Raw genomic sequence first — 20,677 nt, forward strand, 5'->3', positions numbered from 1 at the left:
AAAAAGCCGTTGGTCTGGCAAGTTTCTTGCTAAGCTCGCGTCGCTGACGGAGGATGTTCAGCAAGCCTGTTGCGCAGGGTTCGCGCGAATGAAGTGAGACGGGATGAAGGTAGTGCCTTCGAGATCGAGCGAATGGGTGAGACCGGTGACGCCGCAAAAACCGGCTTCTGCAATCATCGAGATCGAGAGCGTCTCCCAGGTATTTCAGACCTCGGCGCGCAAGGACCATGTGGCGCTATCGGACATCTCTCTGGCGATCGAGGAGGGAGCCTTCGTCTCGATCCTTGGTCCGTCCGGCTGCGGCAAGTCGACATTGCTTTACGTCGTCGGCGGCTTCGTCAGCCCAACCAGCGGTTCAGCAAAGATCAGGGGACGGATAATCACGGGACCGGGGCCGGATCGCGGTCCGGTATTCCAGGAGTTCGCGTTGTTTCCGTGGAAGACCGTGCTGGGCAATGTGATGTACGGCCCTCGCCAGCAGGGCGTGCGCACCACCGAGGCGGAAGCACAGAGCCGAGCCTTGATCGAAATGGTCGGGCTCAAGGGCTATGAGAACTTCTATCCCAAGGAGCTGTCCGGCGGCATGAAGCAGCGCGTGGCGCTGGCTCGGACGCTGGCCTACCATCCTGAGGTTCTTTTGATGGACGAGCCGTTCGGCGCGCTCGATGCTCACACGCGAACGCGGCTGCAGAACGACCTGTTGAACATCTGGGAGCGTGATCGCAAGACGGTGCTGTTCGTCACGCATTCGGTCGACGAAGCAGTTTTCCTGTCGGACAAAGTCGTGATGATGTCGAAATCGCCCGGCCGCATCCGCGAGGTCATCGACATCGATCTGCCGCGGCCGCGCCGCCGCAGCGAGCTGCTGCTCGACCCTCGCTACCAGAAATACGTTGTCGATATCGAGCGGATGTTCGACGAGGTGGAAGATACGGGATCGGCGTGATGACATCGCTGACGGCCCTTGCCAAGCGTGCCGCGCCGGTGTTTGCCTGCATCGGGCTTCTTGCGGCATGGCAGGTTGCGTCACTCGCGCTGAAGAACGACAGCTTCCCGACGGCGATCGAGGCAATCCGTGCAATCCCGGACATCCTCGGAGATAAGGAAGCGCTGATCAACATCCTGGCCTCGCTCCGCCGCATGGCGGTCGGGTTTGGCATAGCGGTATTGGTTTCGATCCCACTCGGCCTGTTGATGGGCCGCAGCCGGGCCGTCGCGGCTTTCTTCAATCCGCTCCTGATGGTGATTTACCCGGTGCCGAAGGCAGCCTTGATGCCGATCATCATGCTGTGGCTCGGCGTCGGTGACATCACGAAGACGCTGGTGATCTTCCTCGGCGTCAGCCTGCCCGTGATCTATCACAGCTTCGAGGGCGCCAGGGCGGTGGAAGAGAAGATGCTGTGGTCGGGCGCAGCGATGGGACTTTCGCCTGCGCAACGGCTGGTCCGGATCGTACTGCCGGCGGCGCTGCCGGAAATCTTGACCGGTTGCCGCACCGGACTCGTGCTGGCGCTGATCACGATGATTACCAGCGAGATGATCGCGCGTCAGTCCGGCGCCGGCAACATCTTGTTCAACGCGCTCGACATGGGCCAATACGACACCGTCTTTGCGATGATCATCATCGTCGGCGCGATGGGAATCTGCCTGGATGCAATCTTCGAGCGGGTCCGCGCAAGGCTGGTGCGCTGGTCCGAACCGCAGTTCGACTTGCCCTTGAGCTTCTCATGATGCCGCAGCTTCGCTCCACCAGCATCATCCTTGGGCTCGCGCCGATCGTGCTGGTGATCGCGCTGTGGCAGGGCCTCGTATCATTTGGCTTCGCGCCTGCGGTGTTGCTGCCGCCGCCGGGATATGTCTTCGGCAGGCTGCTCCAGCAACTCGTGACATGGACGTTTCAGCAGGAGATCGCGGCGACCCTGATCCGGTTGTTTGCCGGCTTCGCGATTGCGGTCGTGCTCGGTGTCAGCATCGGCATCGCCGCCGCCGCCAGTCCGACTATCAACGCCGTGGTCCGGCCGATCGTGCGCGTGCTGGCGCCGTTGCCCAAGGTCGCGCTCTATCCAGCATTGCTGCTGCTGCTCGGCTTCGGTCATGGATCGAAGATCACCCTGGTGGCGGCGGACGCACTCTTTCCCATTTTGTTGTCTACCTATTACGGCGCTTCAACGGTGGAGCAGAAGCTGATCTGGTCGGCCATGGCGGCGGGAACGCCGCGCTATCAGATCCTGTTCAAAGTGGTGCTGCCGGCGGCGATGCCGTCAATCCTGACCGGTTGCCGGATCGGCCTTGTCATTTCCTGCATCGTGGTGTTTCTGGCGGAGATGATCACGTCGAGCGATGGGCTCGGACATGTCCTCGTCACGGCGGCCCGGACCTTTCAGGCCGTGGATATGTTCGTGCCGCTGATCACGATCTCGCTGCTGGGCCTGATCCTCAATGGCCTGCTCGGGGCAGTGCGCGCGTATCTGCTGCGGGGCTTCCCCGAAGCATGAACTGACGAAGAAGAAACAGGAAGACCGGGAGTAGACCATGCTGGCTGATCGCATCGAGGCAAAATGGATCGACGCATTTTGCGAGATTTTTGAGCGATGCGCCGTCAAGGCCGGCGATACCGCGGCGATCCTCTCGGAAACCCAGTCACGTGCGTTGAATGTTCATCTGGCGGAGCTCGCGCTGCTGCGCATGGGCGCGCGACCGTTCCACGTCGTCATGCCGACCCCGCGTAACCGGAATATCGTTCCGGTTCGCTCGACAGGGGCGAGCGAGGCGATCCAGCGGCTCGGCCCGGTGATCACCGCGCTTCAACAGGCCGGCTTTGTGGTGGATTGCACCATCGAGGGCCTGATGCACGCGGTGGAGACACCCGAGATCCTCAAGGCCGGCGCGCGCATCCTGGTAATCTCCAATGAGCATCCCGAGGCGCTGGAGCGGATGGTGCCGGATCCCGCGCTCGAGAAGCGCGTTCGCGCGGCGGCGAAGATGCTGCGCGGGACCCAGCGGATGCGGGTGACGTCAAAAGCCGGCACGGCGCTCGACGTCGATATGGTCGGCGCGTCCACGGTCGGCGTGTGGGGCTGGACGGACAAGCCCGGTACGCTGGCGCATTGGCCCGGCGGCATCGTCGTCAGCTTCCCCAAGAGCGGAACGATCAACGGCACGCTGGTGATGGCGCCCGGCGACATCAACCTGACCTTCAAGCGTTACCTGACCTCGCCGGTGAAGATGACGCTGAAGGATGATTATGTTGTCGAACTGGAAGGCGAAGGCACGGATGCCGCAATGATGCGCGCCTATCTTGCCGCCTGGGGCGATCGGGAAGCCTATGCGGTATCGCATGTCGGCTTCGGCATGAATCCGGCCGCGCGCTACGAGGCGCTGTCGATGTATGACCAGCGCGACACCAACGGCACGGAAATTCGTGCCGTCTCCGGCAACTTCCTGTTCTCGACCGGTGCCAACGAATTCGCCGGCCGCTACACGGCGGGCCATTTCGATCTGCCCATGATGGGGACGACGATCGAACTCGACGGGGTTGCGGTGGTGCGTGAAGGTGTGCTGCAGGACGTCTTCGGCTAGTTCCGATCAAGCACCGGCGGCCGCGCCAGGTCAAAGTGACGGAGCAGGTCGACCATGGCCTGAAGCCGTTTCGTCCGATAGGCGTCGACGTCCATACCGGAATAGTCGAGAAAGCCGGCACCTGTGCGCAGGCCGATCCGGCCCTCGTGCATGTTCCGCGAAATGACCTCCGGCGCACGATAGCGGTCGCTGCCGAGCGCGCCTTCGAGATAGCGGCTGGCATAGTAGAGGATGTCGCCGCCACCCCAGTCGATGAATTCGAGCAGCCCGAGCACCGCGTAGCGGAAGCCGAAGCCGTAGCGGATCGCCTTGTCGATCTCCTCGGCGCTCGCGACGCCTTCCTCGACCATGCGCGCGGCCTCGTTCATCGCCAGCGCCTGGATGCGCGGGACGATGAAGCCTGGTGTCGCCGCGCAGACCACCGGCACCTTGCCGATGCCTTCGAGTAGCGCCTTGACCTCCTCGATGATGCCTGGATCGGTGGCCTTGCCTGGCGAAACCTCCACCAGCGGAATCAGATAGGCCGGATTGAGCCAGTGCACATTGAGGAAGCGGCGAGGGTTCACGATCGCGCCTGAGAGATCGTCGACAAGGATGGTCGACGTCGTCGATGCGATGATCGTATCGGGGCCGACTTGTTTTGAGGCCGCCCCCAGCACGTCCCGCTTCAGCTCGACGATCTCGGGGACGCCTTCGAAGACTATTCCCGCATCGGACAGTGCCGCATCGCTCTGGCTGGCCGGCACCACCGAGACCCGCGCGATCAGCGGATCGACATCCGCCTCGGTCAGTAGCCCCAGCTTCGCCAGGTTGGCAAAGGTCTTCCTGACTTCGCCGAGCGCATCTGCCTCCAGCCTGGCGAAATCTTCGGCTGAACGGGCCTTGATGTCGATCATCGTGACCATATGCCCCGCGTAGGCAAACGCGACGGCGATGCCGCGGCCCATGCGGCCGGCCCCGAGACAGGCAATTGTGGCTCGGTTGGTCATCGGTCAAAATCCCTTGCGAAGAAGCGTCTGCAAAGCGGCCTTGTCGAGATTGCCGAGGCCCAGCGTCTCGAGGGTTCGGCCGCCTTGCGTAAAATCCTCACCGCAGATTGCGCCACCGATGGCCAGAAATCCTTTGGCCAGCGGCGTAGCCACGCCCGCGAGGCCGGCGACAGAGACCAGCAGCGATAGCCCAAGCCGCAAATCCTCTCTCATATAGCGGTGCTCAGTCAGCACGATCCGCTCGCGCCAGTCGCCGGAATCGGTCAGCCGGTCGTGCGAGCCGCGGCCATACATCCAGATCTCGCCTTCCCTTGCGTAGTGATGGGCGAGCGGAAAGTGTGGTGCGCCATATCCAAGCGCTTCGCGCACGGCGATCCGTTCGGCGTCGAGCGCGTCGGTGACCCGGCGAATCGCGGCTTGCGTTCCTTCCTTGTGGATGTCCCACTTCTCGAAATGCGCGATCGGGCCAGCATTCATCACGATCAGCGGCGGATGGATAATCGGGCCTGCATTCATCAGCGCACCCGAAAGAGCATCTCCGCACGGCTCGATTGCGCCGGGGAAAGCCTGTCCAATCACCTCAAGTGCGCGCGGCGCCTGATCGAGCGGGAAAACGCCGACCGGCAGTCGCTTGGCGCGGATGGTGATCGCCACCTCGAAGGATCCGTGCTTGCGGGTCAGCCAGGGCAAGGTTCCGGTCTCGGCAAAGCACGCCTTGGCGTGGTTGCCCGCATCCCGCGCAGCCTGGGCGAAGATCATCGAGCCGAACGTGGCCGGCGGCAGAAACACAACCTGTCCATCCCGCAGATGGGGAGCAAGCAGGCGCGCGATATCCGTCTGCGCGAAGGCGGGGGCAGGGCACAGGATCAGCTCTGCGCCCTTGACGGCTTCGGCAATGTCGGCCGTGACCAGCGCGAGCTTGACGTCGTGACGGCCGTTATGATCCTTCACTAGAATGCGCGAGCCGGCGGCGCGATGGGCTGCGACCTGATCCGCGTCGCGGCGCCAGAGCCGGACCTCATGTCCCGACAGCGCAAAATCGCCTGCGGCTGCGAAAGAGCCGTTTCCTCCCCCCAGAACCGCAATCTTCAAGATGCTTCTCCTTGCGTGCGCGATTGCGCATCAAGCTGCTTCAGCAGGAAATGCTGGACCTTGCCGAGCGCTGTGCGCGGCAGGTCCGTGACGAAAACGATGTCGCGCGGAACCTTGTAGCGGGCGAGCTGGGCCTGAAGATGCGCTTTCAACGCGTCTGCTTCCAGCCGACCGCCGGATCGCGGGATCACATAGGCGATGGGGACCTCGTCCCAGCGTGGATCGGGCCGGCCGATCACGGCGCACTCGCTGACATCGGGATGTTCGAGCAGGACGCGTTCGACCTCCGCCGGATAGACGTTCTCACCGCCGGAAATGATCATGTTCTTCTTGCGGTCGCGCACCCAGAAATAGCCGTCCGCGTCGCACATGCCGATATCGCCGGTACGATACCAGCCGTCGTGCAGCGCATCGCGCGTGGCATCCGCATTGCCCCAATATTCGAAGAACACGTTGGGGCCGCGCACCGCGATCTCGCCCGGTGCGCCCGCCGGCACCTCGTTGCCGGCCTGATCAATCACTTTCGCTTCGCAGCACAGGCCGGCAAGTCCGGTCGATCCCGCGCGCGAGAGATCGCCACCAAGCCGGGTGTAGACTGCAATGGGGCATGTTTCCGTCGAGCCGTAGACCTGGAGCACCGGGACGCCACGAGCAACGAAACGGTCGATCAGATGCGGCGGCACGATAGTCGAGCCGGTCGCGACGGCTTTGAGTGACGAAAGGTCGGTCGTGGTCCAGGCGGGATGCTCGCTTACGGCCTGGATGATTGCCGGTACCATCACGGTCAAGGTCGGCCGCTCCCGTTCGATGGCCGCAAGCGCGGTGTCCGGCGTGAAGCGTGCGTGAACCGTGACCGTCGCGCCCAGCTGGAGCGCCGCCGTGGTCTGGATGTTGAGGCCACCGACGTGGAAGAACGGCAGCAGCGTCAGCACATGGTCATTGGACGTCATGTTGTGCATGTGCTGGCTCATGACGCCGTTCCAGAACAACGCCTCCTGGCGCAGCACCGCGCCTTTCGGTCGTCCGGTCGTTCCTGACGTGTAGACAATGAGAAGCGGACAGGAGAGATCGGTGTGCGGGTTGCGGCCGGTGCCCTGGCTTCGGGTCAACAGGTTTTCGAATGTCGTGCCGCGGGGCGGCTCGAAATCGAGCCCGACAATTGCAGTGCCCTCAAGCTCGGCAAGAATTCCCTCAAATGCCTGCTGGAGCACCAGGACCTTGGCGCCGGCATCATTGAGGATGAAAAGCTGCTCGGCGACAGCCAGCCGCCAGTTCAGGGGCACCAGCATCGCGCCGAGCCGTGCGCAGGCATAGAGCAGAACCAGATAATCCGGCCGGTTCAGGCTGAGGATCGCCACGCGGTCGCCCCGGCCTACGCCGAGCTCCTGCTTCAATGTCGCCGCCGTCCGCTCGATGCGGGCCGCGAACGCTGCATAGCTCAACCATTCGCCTTCGAAGGCAATGGCTGTCTTGTCTGGCGCGAACGCCGCGTTGCGATCGATCAGACTACAGAGGTCCACCGTCAGTCGTCCGTTTCGCCGGCCTCGTACAACGCTTCGCGCCCGATCCGGTCGAGGCAGAGCTCGGCGGTCCAGGGCAACATCAGCGAGCCGCAGCGGCTGTCGCGATAGATCCGTTCGAGCGGCAGCGAGCGGAGCATGGCCTGACCGCCGCAGGTGCGGATCGCGAGCGCGGCGAGCTCATTGGCACCCTCCATCACCGAATATTGCGCGGCATAGGCGCGCAGCACCTGCTCCTTGCTCGGGTTGGCGCGCGCCTCGGTGACCGCCTGGAACCAGATTGCCTTGATCTGCTCGAGCTTGATCTGCATCTGCGCGACCGCAATCTGCTTGGTCGGATACATCCTGCGCTTGACAGGCGGCATGCCCGGTACTTCGCCGCGCAGATATCGCACGGTGAAGTCATAGGCGGCTTGAGCAAGGCCCATATAGGTCGGCGACAGCGTCAGGAACATGTGCGGCCAGCGCATCGCGGCCTGGAAATAGACCCCCCGCGGCATCAGCGCCGAATCTGCCGGCACGAAGACATCCTTGAACAGCAGCGTGCGCGAGACCGTTCCGCGCATGCCGAGCGGATCCCAGTCGCCGACGACCGAAACGCCTTCCGATTTTGAAGGAATGGCGAGGTAAAGCGTATTGCGGCGCGAAGCCTTTTCGCCTTCCTCGATCTCGGTGCAGAGAACACCGTAATAGTCGGCATGGCCGGAGAGCGATGCAAAGATCTTCTTGCCGTTGACGATCCAGCCGCGCTCGACCGGCCTTGCTTCCGTGCCGAAAGCGACGCCGCCTGCCGCTGCCGCACCGCCCTCCGAGAACGGCTGCGAATAGATCGCGCCGTCCTCGATGATGCGCTTGTAGTGGACTGCACGCCGCTGCTCGTGCTCGGCGCGGGTCTCTGCATCCATGTCGAGATCGTCGGCGAGTGGGCCCGACCACAGCGTCGAACAGACATGCATGTTCCAGGTGAGCGCAGTCGCGCCGCAATAGCGGCCGATTTCGGCTGCCGCCAGTGCGTAAGTTTGATAATTCGCCCCGAGGCCACCATGCTTCTTGGGGACGGCAATACCGAGCAGGCCGACGCGATGCAGGTCGCGATAATTCTCGGACGGGAAAATCGCCTCGCGATCGTAAGTCGCGGCGCGGTCGGCGAACACGCTCTGGCCAATCTCGCGCGCCCGCGCGATGATGCCGGCCTGCTCGTCGCTCAGTCGGAATGCGACAGGATCGAAGATCGGCGCATCCAGCGCGACCTTGTCGGTCGCGCCGATGGTCTTGCTGACTTGCATGGTCATTGCGCAGTCATCCTACGTTTTCGTCGTGACGGAATTCAGGAACCGGCCGAGGGCCTCGTCAAAGGCATCGGGGCGCTCAAGGTTTGCGAGATGGCCGACACCGGCCAACTCGACATACTCGGCACATGGAATGTAGGTCGCCGTCTTCGCCATCATTGGGGCTGGTGCGTTGTTGTCCTTGGAGCCGGACAGCAGCAGCGTCGGGATGGAAATGTCCTTGAGGGTGCTGCGTTCGTCGAAGCCAATCAACGCCAGCATCATGGCGCGATAGCTCGCCTCGGGCACGCTTGCCATGCACTCCCGTGCAAGCTCCATTCCCCTGGGATCAGGATCGTCGCCCACGAGTTCCTTCACCAGCGAGGGAGCCAGCGACTTCATCGTTTCGCCGCGATCGAGCGGCCCGAGCCGTGCGGCGATAAACGATTTCTGCCAATCGCCGTCGGCCTTGCCGAACGCCGGGCTGGTCTGCGCCAACACGACCGCGCGCGCCAGGCTTGGGGAGTGCACCAGCCATTTCTGGACGATCATGCCGCCGATGGAATGGCCGACCAGAATTGGTTTGCTCGCACCAAGCTGCTCGATGAATCGCTGAAGCGCATCCGCCAGGGCAGCGATGCTGACGCTGGCGAGCGGCGCCGATCCGCCATAGCCCGGCATGTCCCATGCAATCGCGTGAAAGCGGTCGCCGAATGTGGCAAGCTGCCGCCGCCAGGCCCGTGCCGCACCGCCGATGCCATGCAGGAAAATCAGAGGTGTCCCGCCCGGATCGCCCGCTGCTTCATAGGCGAAGCGGCCGTCCTTTGTTATCATTGGCGCAGGCTGCGACACGCGACATCCTTTTGCTCGGCCCTTCGATGCTAACAGGCCTGTGAGGGATGGGAAGAGATAATTTTATACTTAAAGCAATTTTCGGGCCGGGGTCCGGCGTGCGGCTGTTGCGGCCGAGTCGAGCTTTGTTTGCAAAAGTTTGAAGGTTAAAATATATCGGGAAGAGCGATCAGCAGAATGCAAGGAAGCCAGCGCATGTCCGGATTACCGCATTCGCCGCACGCGCTGGTGACCGGTGGCGGTCGCGGCATCGGTCGCGCCATCGCAGCAGCGCTCGTCGAGGCCGGTGCCACGGTGACTGTCCTTGGGCGGAACGCTGCGACGCTTGAAGAGGCTGTCAGCGCAGGGGCAGCGCATTTTGCGGCCGTCGCCGACGTCTCGGACGAAACCTCAATGAAAGTCGCCATCGCTGAAGCGAGCGCGCGGAAGCCGATCGATATTCTGATCGCCAACGCGGGAAGCGCCGAGTCCGCGCCGTTCTCCAAATCCGACAGCGCCCTGTTCGCGCGCATGATGGATGTCAATTTCATGGGCGTGGTCCATGCTGTCAGCGCTGTGCTGCCCGGGATGAAAGATCGTCCCTATGGTCGTATCGTAGCGATCGCGTCCACGGCGGGGCTCAAGGGATACGCCTATGTCAGTGCTTACACCGCGGCCAAGCACGCTGTGGTCGGTCTCGTGCGGTCTCTCGCTCTCGAGATGGCCGGCAGCAACGTGACCGTCAACGCGGTGTGTCCCGGTTTCACCGACACCGATCTCGTCGCCGGCAGCATCGAGAACATCATGAAAAAAACGGGGCGCAGCCGCGAGCAGGCCATTGCCGAGCTCGCGAAACATAATCCGCAAGGGCGATTGATCTCTCCTCGGGAGGTCGCGGATGCCGTGCTCTGGCTGTGCGGCGAGGGCGCCGGCGCAATCACCGGGCAGGCAATCGCTGTTGCCGGTGGTGAGATTTAGCGCGCATGGCAAAGGCGCGGAGCAAGGAAGCCAAGGAGATCGTATGAGCAGACCAGCCAATCCCGTGACCTTACCGCTTGCGGACTATTCGCCGCAGCACTTCCTGCTGGCCGTCGTGGATGGTGTTGCAACCGTGACGCTCAATCGTCCGGAACGAAAGAATCCGTTGACCTTCGAGAGCTATCGCGAACTGACCGATTTCTTTCGCGCCTGCGCGTTCGACGATGCGGTCAAGTCCATCGTCATGACCGGCGCTGGCGCCAATTTCTCGTCCGGCGGCGATGTGTTCGAGATCATCGGTCCGCTCGTGAAGATGGACACCAAGGGGCTGACGGCATTTACGCGGATGACCGGTGACCTCGTCAAGGCGATGCGGGCCTGTCCGCAGCCGATCGTTGCCGCGGTCGAAGGCATCTGCGCCGGGGCGGGCGCGATCATCGCCATGGCGTCGGACATGCGGCTTGCGGCGAGCGGAGCCAAGGTCGCATTCCTCTTTAACAAAGTGGGCCTTGCCGGTTGTGACATGGGCGCCTGCGCGATCCTGCCGCGGATCATCGGACAGTCCCGCGCTTCCGAGTTGCTCTACACCGGCCGGTTCATGACCGCGGAGGAGGGCGAGCGCTGGGGCTTCTTCAGCCGCCTCGTCACCCCGGAGCAGGTGCTGCCGCAGGCTCAATTGCTCGCCAAGCAAATCGCGGAGGGCCCGACCTTTGCCAACACCATGACCAAGCGGATGCTGGCCATGGAATGGGCGATGTCGGTGGAGGACGCAATCGAGGCGGAAGCGGTTGCTCAAGCGCTGTGCATGACGACCGCCGATTTCGAGCGGGCCTTCGAGGCTTTTGCCAACAAGGTCAAGCCGGTCTTCAGGGGCGATTAAACGCGGGCTTTGCCGGCAGCCCGCCGCAATGGGGGCTTGCGTGAAATTATTTTAGGCTTAAAATAGTTTCGGCGGGTTGAATTGGCGAGGCTCCCATGAAAGTCGCGATCATCGGTGGCGGACCTGCGGGTCTCTACGCTGCAATCCTGCTGAAGAAGCAGCGGCCGAGCGCTGAGATCGCGGTGTACGAGCGCAACCGCGCCGACGACACCTTCGGCTTCGGCGTGGTGTTCTCGGACGCCACGCTTGATAATTTCGAGAAGCACGATCTTCCCAGCTATCGCCGCATCACCCAGGAATTCGCCTACTGGGACGACATCGCAGTGCACTTCCGCGGAACGGTCCATCGGGTCGGCGGCAACGGCTTTTGTGGCTGCTCGCGGCAGAAGCTGCTCCTGATCCTCCAGGCGCGCGCGCGCGAACTGGGCGTCGTCCTGAATTTCGAAGCGGACGTCGAAGACGAATCCCGCTTCGCCGACGCCGATCTCATCCTGGTCGCGGACGGCATCAACAGCCGCTTCCGTGACAAATACGTCGATCATTTCGCGCCGGAAGTCGACCTGCGTGCCAACAAGTTCGCCTGGATGGGCTCGACCAGGCCGCTGGATGCCTTCACCTTCATCTTCCAGGAGACGGAGTGGGGGCCGTTCATCGCCCATGCCTATCAATATGAAGCCGGCCACTCGACCTGGATTTTCGAGACCGATCCGGAGACGTTCGAACGCGCCGGGCTGACAGGGCTGAACGAGACCCAGTCGGCTACGCGAATGGCGGAGATCTTCGGCTGGTTCCTCGATGGGCATCAACTGCTCACCAATCGTTCGACGTGGCGCAACTTCCCGATGATCCGCAGCAAGCGCTGGGTCAAGGACAACATGGTTCTGCTCGGCGACGCCAAGGCGAGCGCGCATTTCTCGATCGGCTCGGGCACCAAGCTCGCGATGGAAGACGCGATTGCGCTGGCCGAGGCGATGGACAAGGCGCCCAGCATCAAGGCGGCGCTGGACGTCTATGAGCACGGCCGTCGCGAAGAGGTCGAGAAGACGCAGCACGCCGCCGACGTTTCGCTGGTCTGGTTCGAGCACGTCGACCGCTTCTGGGATTTCGATCCGGTGCAGTTCGCCTTCGGCGTGATGACGCGCTCGAAGGCGATCACCTATGACAATCTGAAACTCCGCGCCCCCGACTTCGTGGCTGAAGTCGATAAGTCGTTTGCTAAGCGTGTTCGTGACAGCGGTTTCGACGTCGACACCGAGAAGCCGATGGTGCCGCTGTTCCAGCCATTCCGGCTGCGCGAGATGGAGATCGTCAATCGCGCCGTGGTGTCGCCGATGTGCATGTATTCGGCGAAGGAGGGCATGCCGACCGATTTCCACCTGGTGCATTACGGATCGCGCGCGATCGGCGGCGCCGGCCTGATTTTCACCGAGATGACCTGCGTTGCCCGCGACGCCCGCATCACGCCGGGCTGCGCAGGACTGTGGAATGACGAGCAGGAGGCGTCCTGGCGGCGCATCGTGGACTTCGTCCATGCGAATTCAGCCGCAAAAATCTGCCTGCAATTGGGGCACGCCGGGCGCAAGGGTGCGACCAGGCTGATGTGGGACGGCATGGATCGTCCGCTTGAGGAGGGCGGCTGGGAGGTGTTCTCGGCGTCGCCGCTGCCCTATTTCCCCGACAGTCAGGTTCCGCGCGAGCTCGACCGGGCCGGCATGAACGTAGTGAGAGATGCTTTCGTAGCGTCGGCCGAGCGCGGCGAACGCTGCGGCTTCGACATGCTGGAATTGCACAGCGCCCACGGCTATCTGCTTGCGAGCTTCATCTCGCCGCTGACGAACACCCGCACGGATGAGTATGGCGGCTCGCTGGCCAATCGCCTGCGCTTCCCGCTCGAAATCTTCGAGGCGCTGCGGGCCGCGTGGCCGTCGCACAAGCCGATGTCGGTGCGCATTTCCGCGACCGATTGGGCCGAGGGTGGCATCGGTGGCGACGACGCGGTGGCGATCGCGCGCGCCTTTGCCGAGGCCGGCGTCGATCTCGTCGACGTCTCGACCGGGCAGACCGTGCGCGATGCGCAGCCGATCTATGGCCGCATGTTCCAGACCCCGTTCTCCGACCAGGTCCGCAATGAGGCGCGCGTGGCCACGATGTGCGTCGGCAATATCACGACGGCGGACCAGGCCAACACCATCCTGGCTGCGGGCCGGGCGGACCTCGTTGCGCTCGGGCGGCCGCATCTTGTCGATCCCTTCTTCACCATGCGGGCGGCGGCTTGGTACGGGGCGGACGACGCGTTCTGCCCGCCGCAATATCTTCCCGGAAAAGATCAGATTTTCCGCAACAGCGTGCGCGACCGGCAGGATCTCGAGGAGCTGAGAATTAAGGCTAAGCCCAAGACCCGGGCCGAGCTCAAGGCGGAGGCGACAAAGCCGCTTGCGGCGGAGTGACCGCCCGTGCGAATTTGGCCGCGTTGCCTGGTGTGTACCGAGTGGAGTGAGGGCGATGAAGGCGATTATCGTCGGTGGCGGTATCGGTGGTCTCACCACCGCATTGATGCTGCGCTCGCGGGGCCTCGCTTGCGAGATTTTCGAGCAGTCCGACACCATCCGCGAGCTTGGCGTCGGCATCAACACGCTGCCGCATGCCATGCGCGAGCTGGCAGGCCTCGGTTTGCTCCAGCAGCTTGACGATGTCGCGATCCGCACCGACCAGCTCTATTACCTCAACCGTCACGGCCAGGAAGTCTGGCGCGAGGCTCGCGGCATCGACGCCGGCCATGACGTGCCGCAATTCTCGATCCACCGCGGTCGACTTCAGGGCGTCATCCATCGTGCTGTCGAGGAGCGGCTCGGGCCGGAGGCCATCCACACTGGCTGCCGCCTCGGTGCCTTCACGCAGGACGAGAGCGGCGTCACCGCTTACTTCTTCGACCGCTCAGGCGCGCACATCCATACCGCGCGCGGCGACATCCTGATTGGTGCCGACGGCATCCATTCGCGGGTCCGTGACACGCTGTTCCCGAGGGAGGGGCCGCCATGCTGGAACGGCCTGATGCTGTGGCGCGGTGCGCGGGATTGGCCACTGTTCCTCACCGGCAAATCGATGATCGTGGCCGGTGGCCTCAACGCCAAGGTGGTGATCTATCCAATCGCGGAGGGATCGGGCCCGGCGAGCCGTCTCACCAACTGGGCGGTGCTGGTGAAGGTCGGCGAGGGCAATGCCCCGCCGCCGCGGAAGGAAGACTGGTCGCGGCCGGGCCGGCGCGAGGAGCTGATGCCGCATGTGGCGCGCTTCTCGGTGCCCTACGTCGACGTGAAGAGCCTGATCTCGGCCACGCCCGAGTTCTACGAATATCCGACCTGCGACCGCGATCCGTTGCCCTATTGGTCGTCGGGCAGAGTCACGCTGCTCGGCGATGCCGCGCATCCGATGTATCCGGTCGGCTCAAATGGCGCCTCGCAGGCGATCCTCGATGCGCGCTGCCTCGCCGACGCACTGGTGCGCGCCGAGCATCCGCGCCAGGCATTGCTTGAATACGAGAATAAGCGCCTGCCGATGACCGCGGATATCGTCCGCTCCAACAGGCGTGGCGGTCCCGAGGGCGTCATCGACGCCGTCGAGCAGCTCGCGCCTGATGGTTTTGACAATGTCGACAACGTGCTGAGCTATTCCCAGCGCGAGGCGATCGTGCGCGGCTATGCCACCAAGGCCGGCTTCGCCGCAGTGCCGGGACTTGCGGCGGTACGGGCTTAAGATGCCCTGCTAGCCGCCGGGAGGTGGCGGCAGGAAGTGGATGTTGAACTCGGCGGCCATCGCCACCACGTCCTCGGGCTTCTGTTCCTTCATGTTGTGGAGGCCCCAGAACAGGTCGAACAGCTTGCGGGTCGGTGACACCCAGAACAGCACCTTCGCGGTCTGCTCCGATTTGTTGAAGATGCCGTGCGGCACACCCATGCCGAGCCGGATCAGGTCGCCCGCGGTCGCCTGCGACTCGGAATTGCCGAGCATGAAATCGAGCTTGCCCTCCAGCATATAGAGATATTCATCCTGGTCGGGATGGATGTGCGGCGGCACGAACGTGCCCGGCGGCAGCGTCGCATGCCAGGAGAAGCTGTGCTCCGTGTTGCTCTTCGGCACATAGGTCTGGCCAAGGATGTTCCAGGAGATGCCCTGGATTCCCTCATTGGCCCGTGTAATGCCGGTGATTTCGCTCTTCATTGTGATCCTCCCTCAACGCGCCGTGCGGCTTAGTTCGCCGCCTTGCAGTCCTTGGCGTAGCGGTCGCCGTAATTCTCAAAGACTTTCTGAACGATCTCGGTCTGGAACTTGCCGTCCGCGCGCTTGGCGACCTTGGTCAGGTAGAAATCCTGGATCGGATAACCATTGGTGTTGAACTTGAAGGCGCCGCGCAGCGAGGTGAAGTCGGCCTTTTTCAGAGCGGCCGCGACCGCATCTTTGTTCGAGAGATCGCCCTTCACGGCCTTGACGGCGCTGTCGATCAGCATCGCGGCATCATAGGCCTGGAAGGCGTAGGTGCCGGGCACGCCGTTAAAGGCGGTCTCGTAGGCGGCGACGAACTTCTTGTTCTGGGGATTGTCGAGATTGGGCGCCCAGTTCGCGCCGCCGAACATGCCGACCGCCGCGTCCTGCTGCGCCGGTAAGGTCGATTCATCCACCGTGAAAGCCGAGAGCACCGGAATGCTGTCGGCGAGGCCGGCCTGCTTGTATTGCTTGACGAGATTGACCCCGAGGCCGCCGGGCATGAACGTGAAGAGCGCATCGGGCTTCTGTGACGAAATCTTGGAAAGCTCCGGCTGGAAGTCCAGCGTGTTGAGCGGCATGTAGGATTCCTCGACGATCTCACCCTTGTAGTCGAGCTTGAAGCCGGCGACCGAGTCCTTGCCGGCCTGATAATTCGGCACCATCAGATACATGCGCTTGTAGCCGCGATCCTGCGCGACCTTGCCGAGGATTTCGTGCACCTGATCGTTCTGATACGAGGTCACATAGAAGAACGGGTTGCAATCCTTGCCGGCAAAAGTGGATGGGCCGGCATTGGGGCTGATCAGGAAGGTTTTCGATTCCGTCACCGGCCGGTGGATCGCCTGAAGGATGTTGGAGAAGATCGGGCCGACCACGAAGTCGACCTTGTCGCGCTCCAGAAGCCCCTTGACCTTGGTGACCGCTGCGTCCGGCTTCAATTCGTCGTCGACCACGACGACCTCGACTTCGCGGCCGCCCATCTTGCCGCCGAGATCCTTGACCCCGAGCGCAAAGCCGTCGCGAACCTGTTGGCCGAGTGCAGCGGCGGGTCCCGACAGGGTCACGATCACCCCCAGCTTGATTTTCTCCTCGGCGAGGGAAGGGCTCACCGCGGTGCCAAGCAGCAAGGCGGCTGCGGCCAACGTCATTTGCGTCTTCATGATCTGTCCCCCGTGACAACAGGACTTGCGCTGCAAGCCGCTACTCCAATCCAAGTTTATGCCGATGATTGCTGCCGCGGCAAGCGAGCTCAAAGCGTCGTCATCCGGCGGGCAGCGGTGCATGCAAGCGGCGCGCCAATTATTTGAAGCCTAAAGAAATCGACATGCGGTCGATTGTTGCGGCTTTACGCTTGCAGCCGGCGTCGATTTATTTGAAGCTCAAAACGTGGGGGATCCGTGCCGGGCGCCAATGCCGGCCGTGAGTGACTGCATCAACATGCTCGATTCCGAGACCAAGGCCGTCGAAACTCCGGAGGATCACGCCGAAGAGCTTCGGCTGTGGCTACGCCTCTTGACCTGCACGACCCTGATCGAGGGCGAGGTTCGTGGCCGGTTGCGGCAGCGCTTCGACGTCACATTGCCCCGTTTCGACCTGATGGCGCAGCTCGACAAGGCACCCGACGGCATGACGCTGTCCGACGTCTCCAAGCGCATGATGGTCTCGAACGGCAACGTCACCGGTCTGGTCGAGCGCCTCGTGGAATCCGGTCATCTCGACCGCCGCACGTCGGAGACGGACCGCCGCGTCCAGGTGATCCGGCTGACTAAACTCGGTCGCGCCGAGTTTCGCAGAATGGCCGCGGAACACGAAACCTGGATCGCCGATCTCTTCGCCGATCTGACGCCGAAGGATGTGCGCGAATTGATGCGGCTGCTCGCCAAGACCAAGGCATCGGCGCAGAAATCGGCCGCTCGCCGCCGGGCGTAGGTCCGCGGCTGAGGCACCCACCAATCCCGTTTGCCGCCGGAAAAAGCACGGGATGCCCAAAATCCGCTATTGCGCGAAATTGCTTTAAGCCTAAAATGTTTCCGAGTGAGTGCTGCCGGGTGCTTTCCATGCTGAAAGGAGCGTGCGATGGCCAACGCCGCCAAGGTTCAAATCTCGGGTTCGCATGACGACAATGCTGCGACAGCCCATGTCGATGCGTTCGCGCGGCAGCATCTTCCGCCACGCGAGCTCTGGCCGGAATTCATCTTCACACGACCGGAACTGCAATATCCGCCCCGCCTGAACTGCGTCAGCTATTTCCTGGACCGCTGGGTCGAGCAGGGACATGGCGACGCTGCCTGCGTGATCAGCCCCGCCGTCAGCTACACCTATCGTGAGCTGCAAACGCTCGTGAACCGCATCGCCAATGTGCTGGTCGGCAAGCTTGGTCTCGTCACCGGCGGGCGCGTGCTGCTTCGCTCGGCCAACAATCCGATGATGGTCGCGACCTATCTGGCGGTGATCAAGGCCGGAGGCATTGTGGTGGCGACGATGCCGCTGTTGCGCGCCAAGGAGCTGTCCTATCCGATCCAGAAGGCGGAGATCACACTCGCGCTCTGCGATGGCAAGCTCGCCGAGGAAATGGAGAAAGCGAAAGCCGCAGCCCCCGGCCTCAAGCGCGTGGTCTATTGGGGCAACGGCAGCGGCGACTCGCTCGAGGCGCTGATGGGGGATGCAAGTCCGGAGTTCAAAGCTGTCGATACTGCATCCGACGACGTCTGCCTGATCGCGTTCACGTCGGGCACGACCGGCGATCCCAAGGGCACCATGCATTTCCACCGTGACATGCTGGCGGTCTGCGATGGTTATGCGCGCAACATCCTGCGGGCGGAGCAGACGGATCGCTTCGTCGGCTCGGCACCGCTCGCCTTCACGTTTGGCTTCGGCGGCGTGCTGTTTCCGATGCACATCGGCGCCTCCTTTGTCGTTCTGGAGAAGACGGCGCCCGACGACATTCTGAATGCGATCGAGCAGTACAAGACCACGGTCTGTTTCACCGCGCCGACCGCGTACCGGGCGATGATTGGCAAGCTTCCGGGCCGCGATATTTCCTCGCTTCGCAAATGCGTGTCCGCCGGCGAGACGCTGCCCAAGCCGACATTCGATGCCTGGCTGAAGGCGACCGGCATCAAGCTGATGGACGGCATCGGCTCGACCGAGCTGCTGCACATCTTCATCAGCGCGACTGAGGACGAGATCCGCCCCGGTGCGACGGGCAAGCCGGTGCCGGGGTATGAAGCGAAGATCGTCGACGATTCCGGCAATGATTTGCCGCCGGGCACGATGGGACGGCTCGCGGTCCGCGGGCCGACCGGATGCCGCTATCTCGCCGACGAGCGGCAGCGCAAATACGTCCAGAACGGCTGGAACATCACGGGCGACACCTATCTGATGGATAGCGACGGCTATTTCTGGTATCAGTCGCGCTCGGACGACATGATCGTGTCGGCCGGCTACAACATCGCAGGCACGGACGTCGAGGCGGCGCTGCTCACGCATCCCTCGGTCGTCGAATGCGGGGTCGTCGGCGCGCCAGACGAGGCGCGCGGCATGATCGTGAAGGCCTATGTCGTTGCCGCGCCGGGCGTAACGCCGGATGCCGAGCTCGTGGCTGCGTTGCAGGAGCATGTCAAACGCGAGATCGCGCCATACAAATATCCGCGCGCGATCGAGTTCGTGACGCAACTACCGAAGACCGAGACCGGCAAACTAAAGCGCTTTGCCCTGCGGCAACTGGCGCAGACCGCGGTGCCGTCCTCCGGCGTCGCGGCGGAATGAGAAGGATAGAGAATTGTCAGTGACCACGCCGAAAGGCCCGCACCTCGCGGTGCTGCCGACAACAGCCGAGGATGAAACCCGATCCAGGGCGCAGGTGCTCCAGCCGTCCGGTTGGCCGGTACCGAAAGGCTATGCCAACGGCATGGCCGCCGAGGGACGCATCGTCGTCACTGGCGGCGTCATCGGCTGGGATGACGAGGAGCGTCTCGCGGAGGGTTTTGTCGCGCAGGTGCGCCAAACCCTAGGCAACATCGCCGCGATCCTCGCGGAGGCCGGTGCGCAGCCCGAGCATCTGGTGCGCCTGACCTGGTACGTCGTCGACATGGACGAGTACCTGACGAACCTGAAAGAGCTCGGCAAGGCCTACCGCGCCATCTTTGGCGCGCACTACCCGGCGATGGCGCTGGTTCAGGTCGTCCGGCTCGTCGAGAAGGCGGCGCGCGTCGAAATCGAAGCCACCGCCGTCATTCCGCGCTGAGCCGACGGCTGGCCCAGCTCGTCTTTTTTAGGTTCGCCTTGGCGAGATCACCTAGTTCTCAGGCTCCGCATCCGGCGCAAGATCGGCGGAGCGGAACGGCTTGGCCTTGTCGAGTTTCCGGTAGGCGCGCGAGGCGGTCCGCAACAGTTTCTTTTCGCGCTTGCGGTTGAGGAAGCGAATGCCCGCCTCGGGAACGGCCTCGTTCAATGACGCCGCCAAGGTTTGCCCTCGCGCATCGTCATTCAATCGTCCGAGGGACTTTTGCGCCTTGCGCAATTGCTTGAGGATCGACTGCTGCTTTGTCAGCGACTCGTCTGCGAACAGGTCCTCGAGCGACTCGATCGAATAGGTCAGCCGCTTGTTGAGAAGCCGCAGCTTGTGCCGTTTCTCGACGTCGAGCTCGCGCAATTTTCGCGCTTTCTTGAGCAGCGTCTTTTCCCATTCCGTGAGTTTCGCTGTTGCGTGGTCGGCGAGCGTGCAGCGGCGTAGCCTGATAGCTTCCTTGCTGCGCCGGGTCGACCAGGGACCGCTCTCGATCCAGGCTGACGTCTGCTCGACGAGATGGCGATACCGCCCGGATTGCAGCGCGCGCGCCAACTGGCGATGGCTCTCGGCGCGCTTCTCATCCCAGTGCTGGAGCTCGGCAATCACGGTCAACTCGCCGCCACTTTCGGCGATGACCCGTTCGATCGCCACGTCGAGGTCCCGTACCACGCCGAGCTGGCTGTTCAGCCATTTCAGTTCGGTCCAGACCTCCGGGCGAAGGGCGTCATCGACCATCGGCGAGAAGAAGCGGATGGCGGTGCGCAGATGCGTCAGTGCAATCCGGATCTGGTGCAGTGCCTCGGGATCGCCGCGGCACGTGCCGTCATGCTGGGCGCGAACGGCGGCGAGGTGACGGCGGGCGATGATCCGGAACGCCGTGTCGCAGACCATGCCGGGGCTGAGGCGGCCGGGCAGGGCATTGCGCCTCGCCGCAGGCTTGACGCGCGCGGCCGTCGAACTCGTGCTGGGTCGCGCCATTTGCAGAT

The 20,677-nt window shown here is 63.2% G+C and carries 19 protein-coding genes; 11 read left to right on the forward strand and 8 right to left on the reverse strand.

Annotated features, from left to right (window positions below; translation table 11 throughout):
* The first annotated feature begins 103 nt into the window (after positions 1-103).
* Genes ACIPUD_RS33160 through ACIPUD_RS33175 form a run of 4 tightly spaced genes read left to right on the forward strand, consistent with a single transcriptional unit; the run spans position 104 to position 3,579 of the window.
* Positions 104-946: an ABC transporter ATP-binding protein gene (locus ACIPUD_RS33160; RefSeq protein WP_446482308.1), complete on the forward strand. Its 843-nt coding sequence runs from the start codon at positions 104-106 to the stop codon at positions 944-946.
* Positions 946-1,731, forward strand: coding sequence for an ABC transporter permease (locus ACIPUD_RS33165; RefSeq protein ID WP_446482309.1), 786 nt, complete (start codon positions 946-948; stop codon positions 1,729-1,731). Before ACIPUD_RS33160 ends, ACIPUD_RS33165 begins: the two co-directional genes overlap by 1 nt.
* Positions 1,728-2,495 carry an ABC transporter permease gene (locus tag ACIPUD_RS33170; RefSeq protein WP_377791765.1) on the forward strand — a complete coding sequence of 256 codons (768 nt, stop codon included), beginning with the start codon at positions 1,728-1,730 and terminating at the stop codon, positions 2,493-2,495. The genes ACIPUD_RS33165 and ACIPUD_RS33170 overlap by 4 nt, the downstream gene beginning before the upstream one ends.
* A gap of 37 nt (positions 2,496-2,532) precedes the next feature.
* Entirely contained in the window at positions 2,533-3,579 is a 1,047-nt protein-coding gene (locus tag ACIPUD_RS33175; RefSeq protein WP_247454393.1) for a peptidase M29, read from the forward strand.
* Here ACIPUD_RS33175 and ACIPUD_RS33180 read toward each other — a convergent pair.
* From ACIPUD_RS33180 to ACIPUD_RS33200, 5 genes are read right to left on the reverse strand one after another with little or no spacing between them, the layout of a single operon-like run.
* The gene (locus ACIPUD_RS33180) at positions 3,576-4,568 is read right to left on the reverse strand and encodes a 3-hydroxybutyryl-CoA dehydrogenase (protein ID WP_377791767.1); all 993 of its coding nucleotides are present in this window, start codon (positions 4,566-4,568) and stop codon (positions 3,576-3,578) included. The two genes, ACIPUD_RS33175 and ACIPUD_RS33180, sit on opposite strands and share 4 nt — an antisense overlap.
* A 3-nt stretch (positions 4,569-4,571) precedes the next feature.
* The gene (locus ACIPUD_RS33185) at positions 4,572-5,660 is read right to left on the reverse strand and encodes an NAD/NADP-dependent octopine/nopaline dehydrogenase family protein (RefSeq protein ID WP_377791768.1); all 1,089 of its coding nucleotides are present in this window, start codon (positions 5,658-5,660) and stop codon (positions 4,572-4,574) included.
* A complete protein-coding gene (locus tag ACIPUD_RS33190) occupies positions 5,657-7,180 on the reverse strand; it encodes a class I adenylate-forming enzyme family protein (RefSeq protein ID WP_446482310.1) in 1,524 nt (507 codons plus the stop codon). Before ACIPUD_RS33190 ends, ACIPUD_RS33185 begins: the two co-directional genes overlap by 4 nt.
* 2 nt (positions 7,181-7,182) lie before the next feature.
* Complete coding sequence (locus tag ACIPUD_RS33195) at positions 7,183-8,472, reverse strand: acyl-CoA dehydrogenase family protein (protein ID WP_446482311.1); 1,290 nt, start codon at positions 8,470-8,472, stop codon at positions 7,183-7,185.
* A 12-nt stretch (positions 8,473-8,484) separates the two neighbouring features.
* Complete coding sequence (locus ACIPUD_RS33200) at positions 8,485-9,282, reverse strand: alpha/beta fold hydrolase (protein WP_446482312.1); 798 nt, start codon at positions 9,280-9,282, stop codon at positions 8,485-8,487.
* A gap of 213 nt (positions 9,283-9,495) precedes the next feature.
* Between ACIPUD_RS33200 and ACIPUD_RS33205 the strand changes: the two genes are divergently transcribed.
* The 4 genes from ACIPUD_RS33205 (at position 9,496) to ACIPUD_RS33220 (ending at position 14,890) form a co-directional block, all read left to right on the forward strand.
* Entirely contained in the window at positions 9,496-10,257 is a 762-nt protein-coding gene (locus ACIPUD_RS33205) for an SDR family NAD(P)-dependent oxidoreductase (protein ID WP_247488483.1), read from the forward strand.
* A gap of 43 nt (positions 10,258-10,300) precedes the next feature.
* Positions 10,301-11,137 (forward strand): enoyl-CoA hydratase family protein, encoded by an 837-nt coding sequence (locus tag ACIPUD_RS33210; RefSeq protein ID WP_446482313.1) that lies wholly within the window; start codon positions 10,301-10,303, stop codon positions 11,135-11,137.
* 95 nt (positions 11,138-11,232) lie between these two features.
* Positions 11,233-13,584 carry a bifunctional salicylyl-CoA 5-hydroxylase/oxidoreductase gene (locus ACIPUD_RS33215; protein ID WP_446482314.1) on the forward strand — a complete coding sequence of 784 codons (2,352 nt, stop codon included), beginning with the start codon at positions 11,233-11,235 and terminating at the stop codon, positions 13,582-13,584.
* Between the two features lie 55 nt (positions 13,585-13,639).
* Positions 13,640-14,890 (forward strand): flavin-dependent oxidoreductase, encoded by a 1,251-nt coding sequence (locus ACIPUD_RS33220; protein ID WP_446482315.1) that lies wholly within the window; start codon positions 13,640-13,642, stop codon positions 14,888-14,890.
* A 9-nt stretch (positions 14,891-14,899) separates the two neighbouring features.
* Here ACIPUD_RS33220 and ACIPUD_RS33225 read toward each other — a convergent pair whose 3' ends face one another.
* Positions 14,900-15,355 carry a cupin domain-containing protein gene (locus ACIPUD_RS33225; RefSeq protein WP_007601580.1) on the reverse strand — a complete coding sequence of 152 codons (456 nt, stop codon included), beginning with the start codon at positions 15,353-15,355 and terminating at the stop codon, positions 14,900-14,902.
* Positions 15,356-15,384: 29 nt separating this feature from the next.
* The gene (locus ACIPUD_RS33230) at positions 15,385-16,560 is read right to left on the reverse strand and encodes an ABC transporter substrate-binding protein (RefSeq protein ID WP_446482316.1); all 1,176 of its coding nucleotides are present in this window, start codon (positions 16,558-16,560) and stop codon (positions 15,385-15,387) included.
* 250 nt (positions 16,561-16,810) lie between these two features.
* Here ACIPUD_RS33230 and ACIPUD_RS33235 point away from each other — a divergent pair, with 250 nt between their 5' ends.
* The 3 genes from ACIPUD_RS33235 to ACIPUD_RS33245 all read left to right on the forward strand — a co-directional run bounded on the left by ACIPUD_RS33235 (position 16,811) and on the right by ACIPUD_RS33245 (position 19,646).
* Positions 16,811-17,329, forward strand: coding sequence for a MarR family winged helix-turn-helix transcriptional regulator (locus ACIPUD_RS33235; RefSeq protein ID WP_204511875.1), 519 nt, complete (start codon positions 16,811-16,813; stop codon positions 17,327-17,329).
* A gap of 147 nt (positions 17,330-17,476) precedes the next feature.
* Entirely contained in the window at positions 17,477-19,168 is a 1,692-nt protein-coding gene (locus ACIPUD_RS33240) for a benzoate-CoA ligase family protein (protein WP_446482317.1), read from the forward strand.
* Positions 19,169-19,187: 19 nt separating this feature from the next.
* Positions 19,188-19,646: a RidA family protein gene (locus ACIPUD_RS33245; protein WP_085360091.1), complete on the forward strand. Its 459-nt coding sequence runs from the start codon at positions 19,188-19,190 to the stop codon at positions 19,644-19,646.
* A 51-nt stretch (positions 19,647-19,697) separates the two neighbouring features.
* Here ACIPUD_RS33245 and ACIPUD_RS33250 read toward each other — a convergent pair whose 3' ends face one another.
* Positions 19,698-20,669 (reverse strand): CHAD domain-containing protein, encoded by a 972-nt coding sequence (locus ACIPUD_RS33250; protein ID WP_446482318.1) that lies wholly within the window; start codon positions 20,667-20,669, stop codon positions 19,698-19,700.
* Positions 20,670-20,677 lie beyond the last annotated feature (8 nt).

Source organism: Bradyrhizobium sp. CAR08, assembly GCF_052871955.1.

Excerpts from the sequence above, each read along its gene's own strand:
- ACIPUD_RS33175 (WP_247454393.1), top strand. The coding sequence starts at position 2,533 with ATGCTGGCTGATCGCATCGAGGCAAAATGGATCGACGCATTTTGCGAG.
- ACIPUD_RS33165 (WP_446482309.1), top strand. The coding sequence starts at position 946 with ATGACATCGCTGACGGCCCTTGCCAAGCGTGCCGCGCCGGTGTTTGCC.
- ACIPUD_RS33215 (WP_446482314.1), top strand. The coding sequence starts at position 11,233 with ATGAAAGTCGCGATCATCGGTGGCGGACCTGCGGGTCTCTACGCTGCA.
- ACIPUD_RS33220 (WP_446482315.1), top strand. The coding sequence starts at position 13,640 with ATGAAGGCGATTATCGTCGGTGGCGGTATCGGTGGTCTCACCACCGCA.
- ACIPUD_RS33230 (WP_446482316.1), bottom strand. The coding sequence starts at position 16,560 with ATGAAGACGCAAATGACGTTGGCCGCAGCCGCCTTGCTGCTTGGCACC.
- ACIPUD_RS33210 (WP_446482313.1), top strand. The coding sequence starts at position 10,301 with ATGAGCAGACCAGCCAATCCCGTGACCTTACCGCTTGCGGACTATTCG.
- ACIPUD_RS33225 (WP_007601580.1), bottom strand. The coding sequence starts at position 15,355 with ATGAAGAGCGAAATCACCGGCATTACACGGGCCAATGAGGGAATCCAG.
- ACIPUD_RS33195 (WP_446482311.1), bottom strand. The coding sequence starts at position 8,472 with ATGACCATGCAAGTCAGCAAGACCATCGGCGCGACCGACAAGGTCGCG.
- ACIPUD_RS33160 (WP_446482308.1), top strand. The coding sequence starts at position 104 with ATGAAGGTAGTGCCTTCGAGATCGAGCGAATGGGTGAGACCGGTGACG.
- ACIPUD_RS33200 (WP_446482312.1), bottom strand. The coding sequence starts at position 9,282 with ATGATAACAAAGGACGGCCGCTTCGCCTATGAAGCAGCGGGCGATCCG.
- ACIPUD_RS33240 (WP_446482317.1), top strand. The coding sequence starts at position 17,477 with ATGGCCAACGCCGCCAAGGTTCAAATCTCGGGTTCGCATGACGACAAT.
- ACIPUD_RS33170 (WP_377791765.1), top strand. The coding sequence starts at position 1,728 with ATGATGCCGCAGCTTCGCTCCACCAGCATCATCCTTGGGCTCGCGCCG.
- ACIPUD_RS33180 (WP_377791767.1), bottom strand. The coding sequence starts at position 4,568 with ATGACCAACCGAGCCACAATTGCCTGTCTCGGGGCCGGCCGCATGGGC.
- ACIPUD_RS33235 (WP_204511875.1), top strand. The coding sequence starts at position 16,811 with ATGCCGGCCGTGAGTGACTGCATCAACATGCTCGATTCCGAGACCAAG.
- ACIPUD_RS33250 (WP_446482318.1), bottom strand. The coding sequence starts at position 20,669 with ATGGCGCGACCCAGCACGAGTTCGACGGCCGCGCGCGTCAAGCCTGCG.
- ACIPUD_RS33205 (WP_247488483.1), top strand. The coding sequence starts at position 9,496 with ATGTCCGGATTACCGCATTCGCCGCACGCGCTGGTGACCGGTGGCGGT.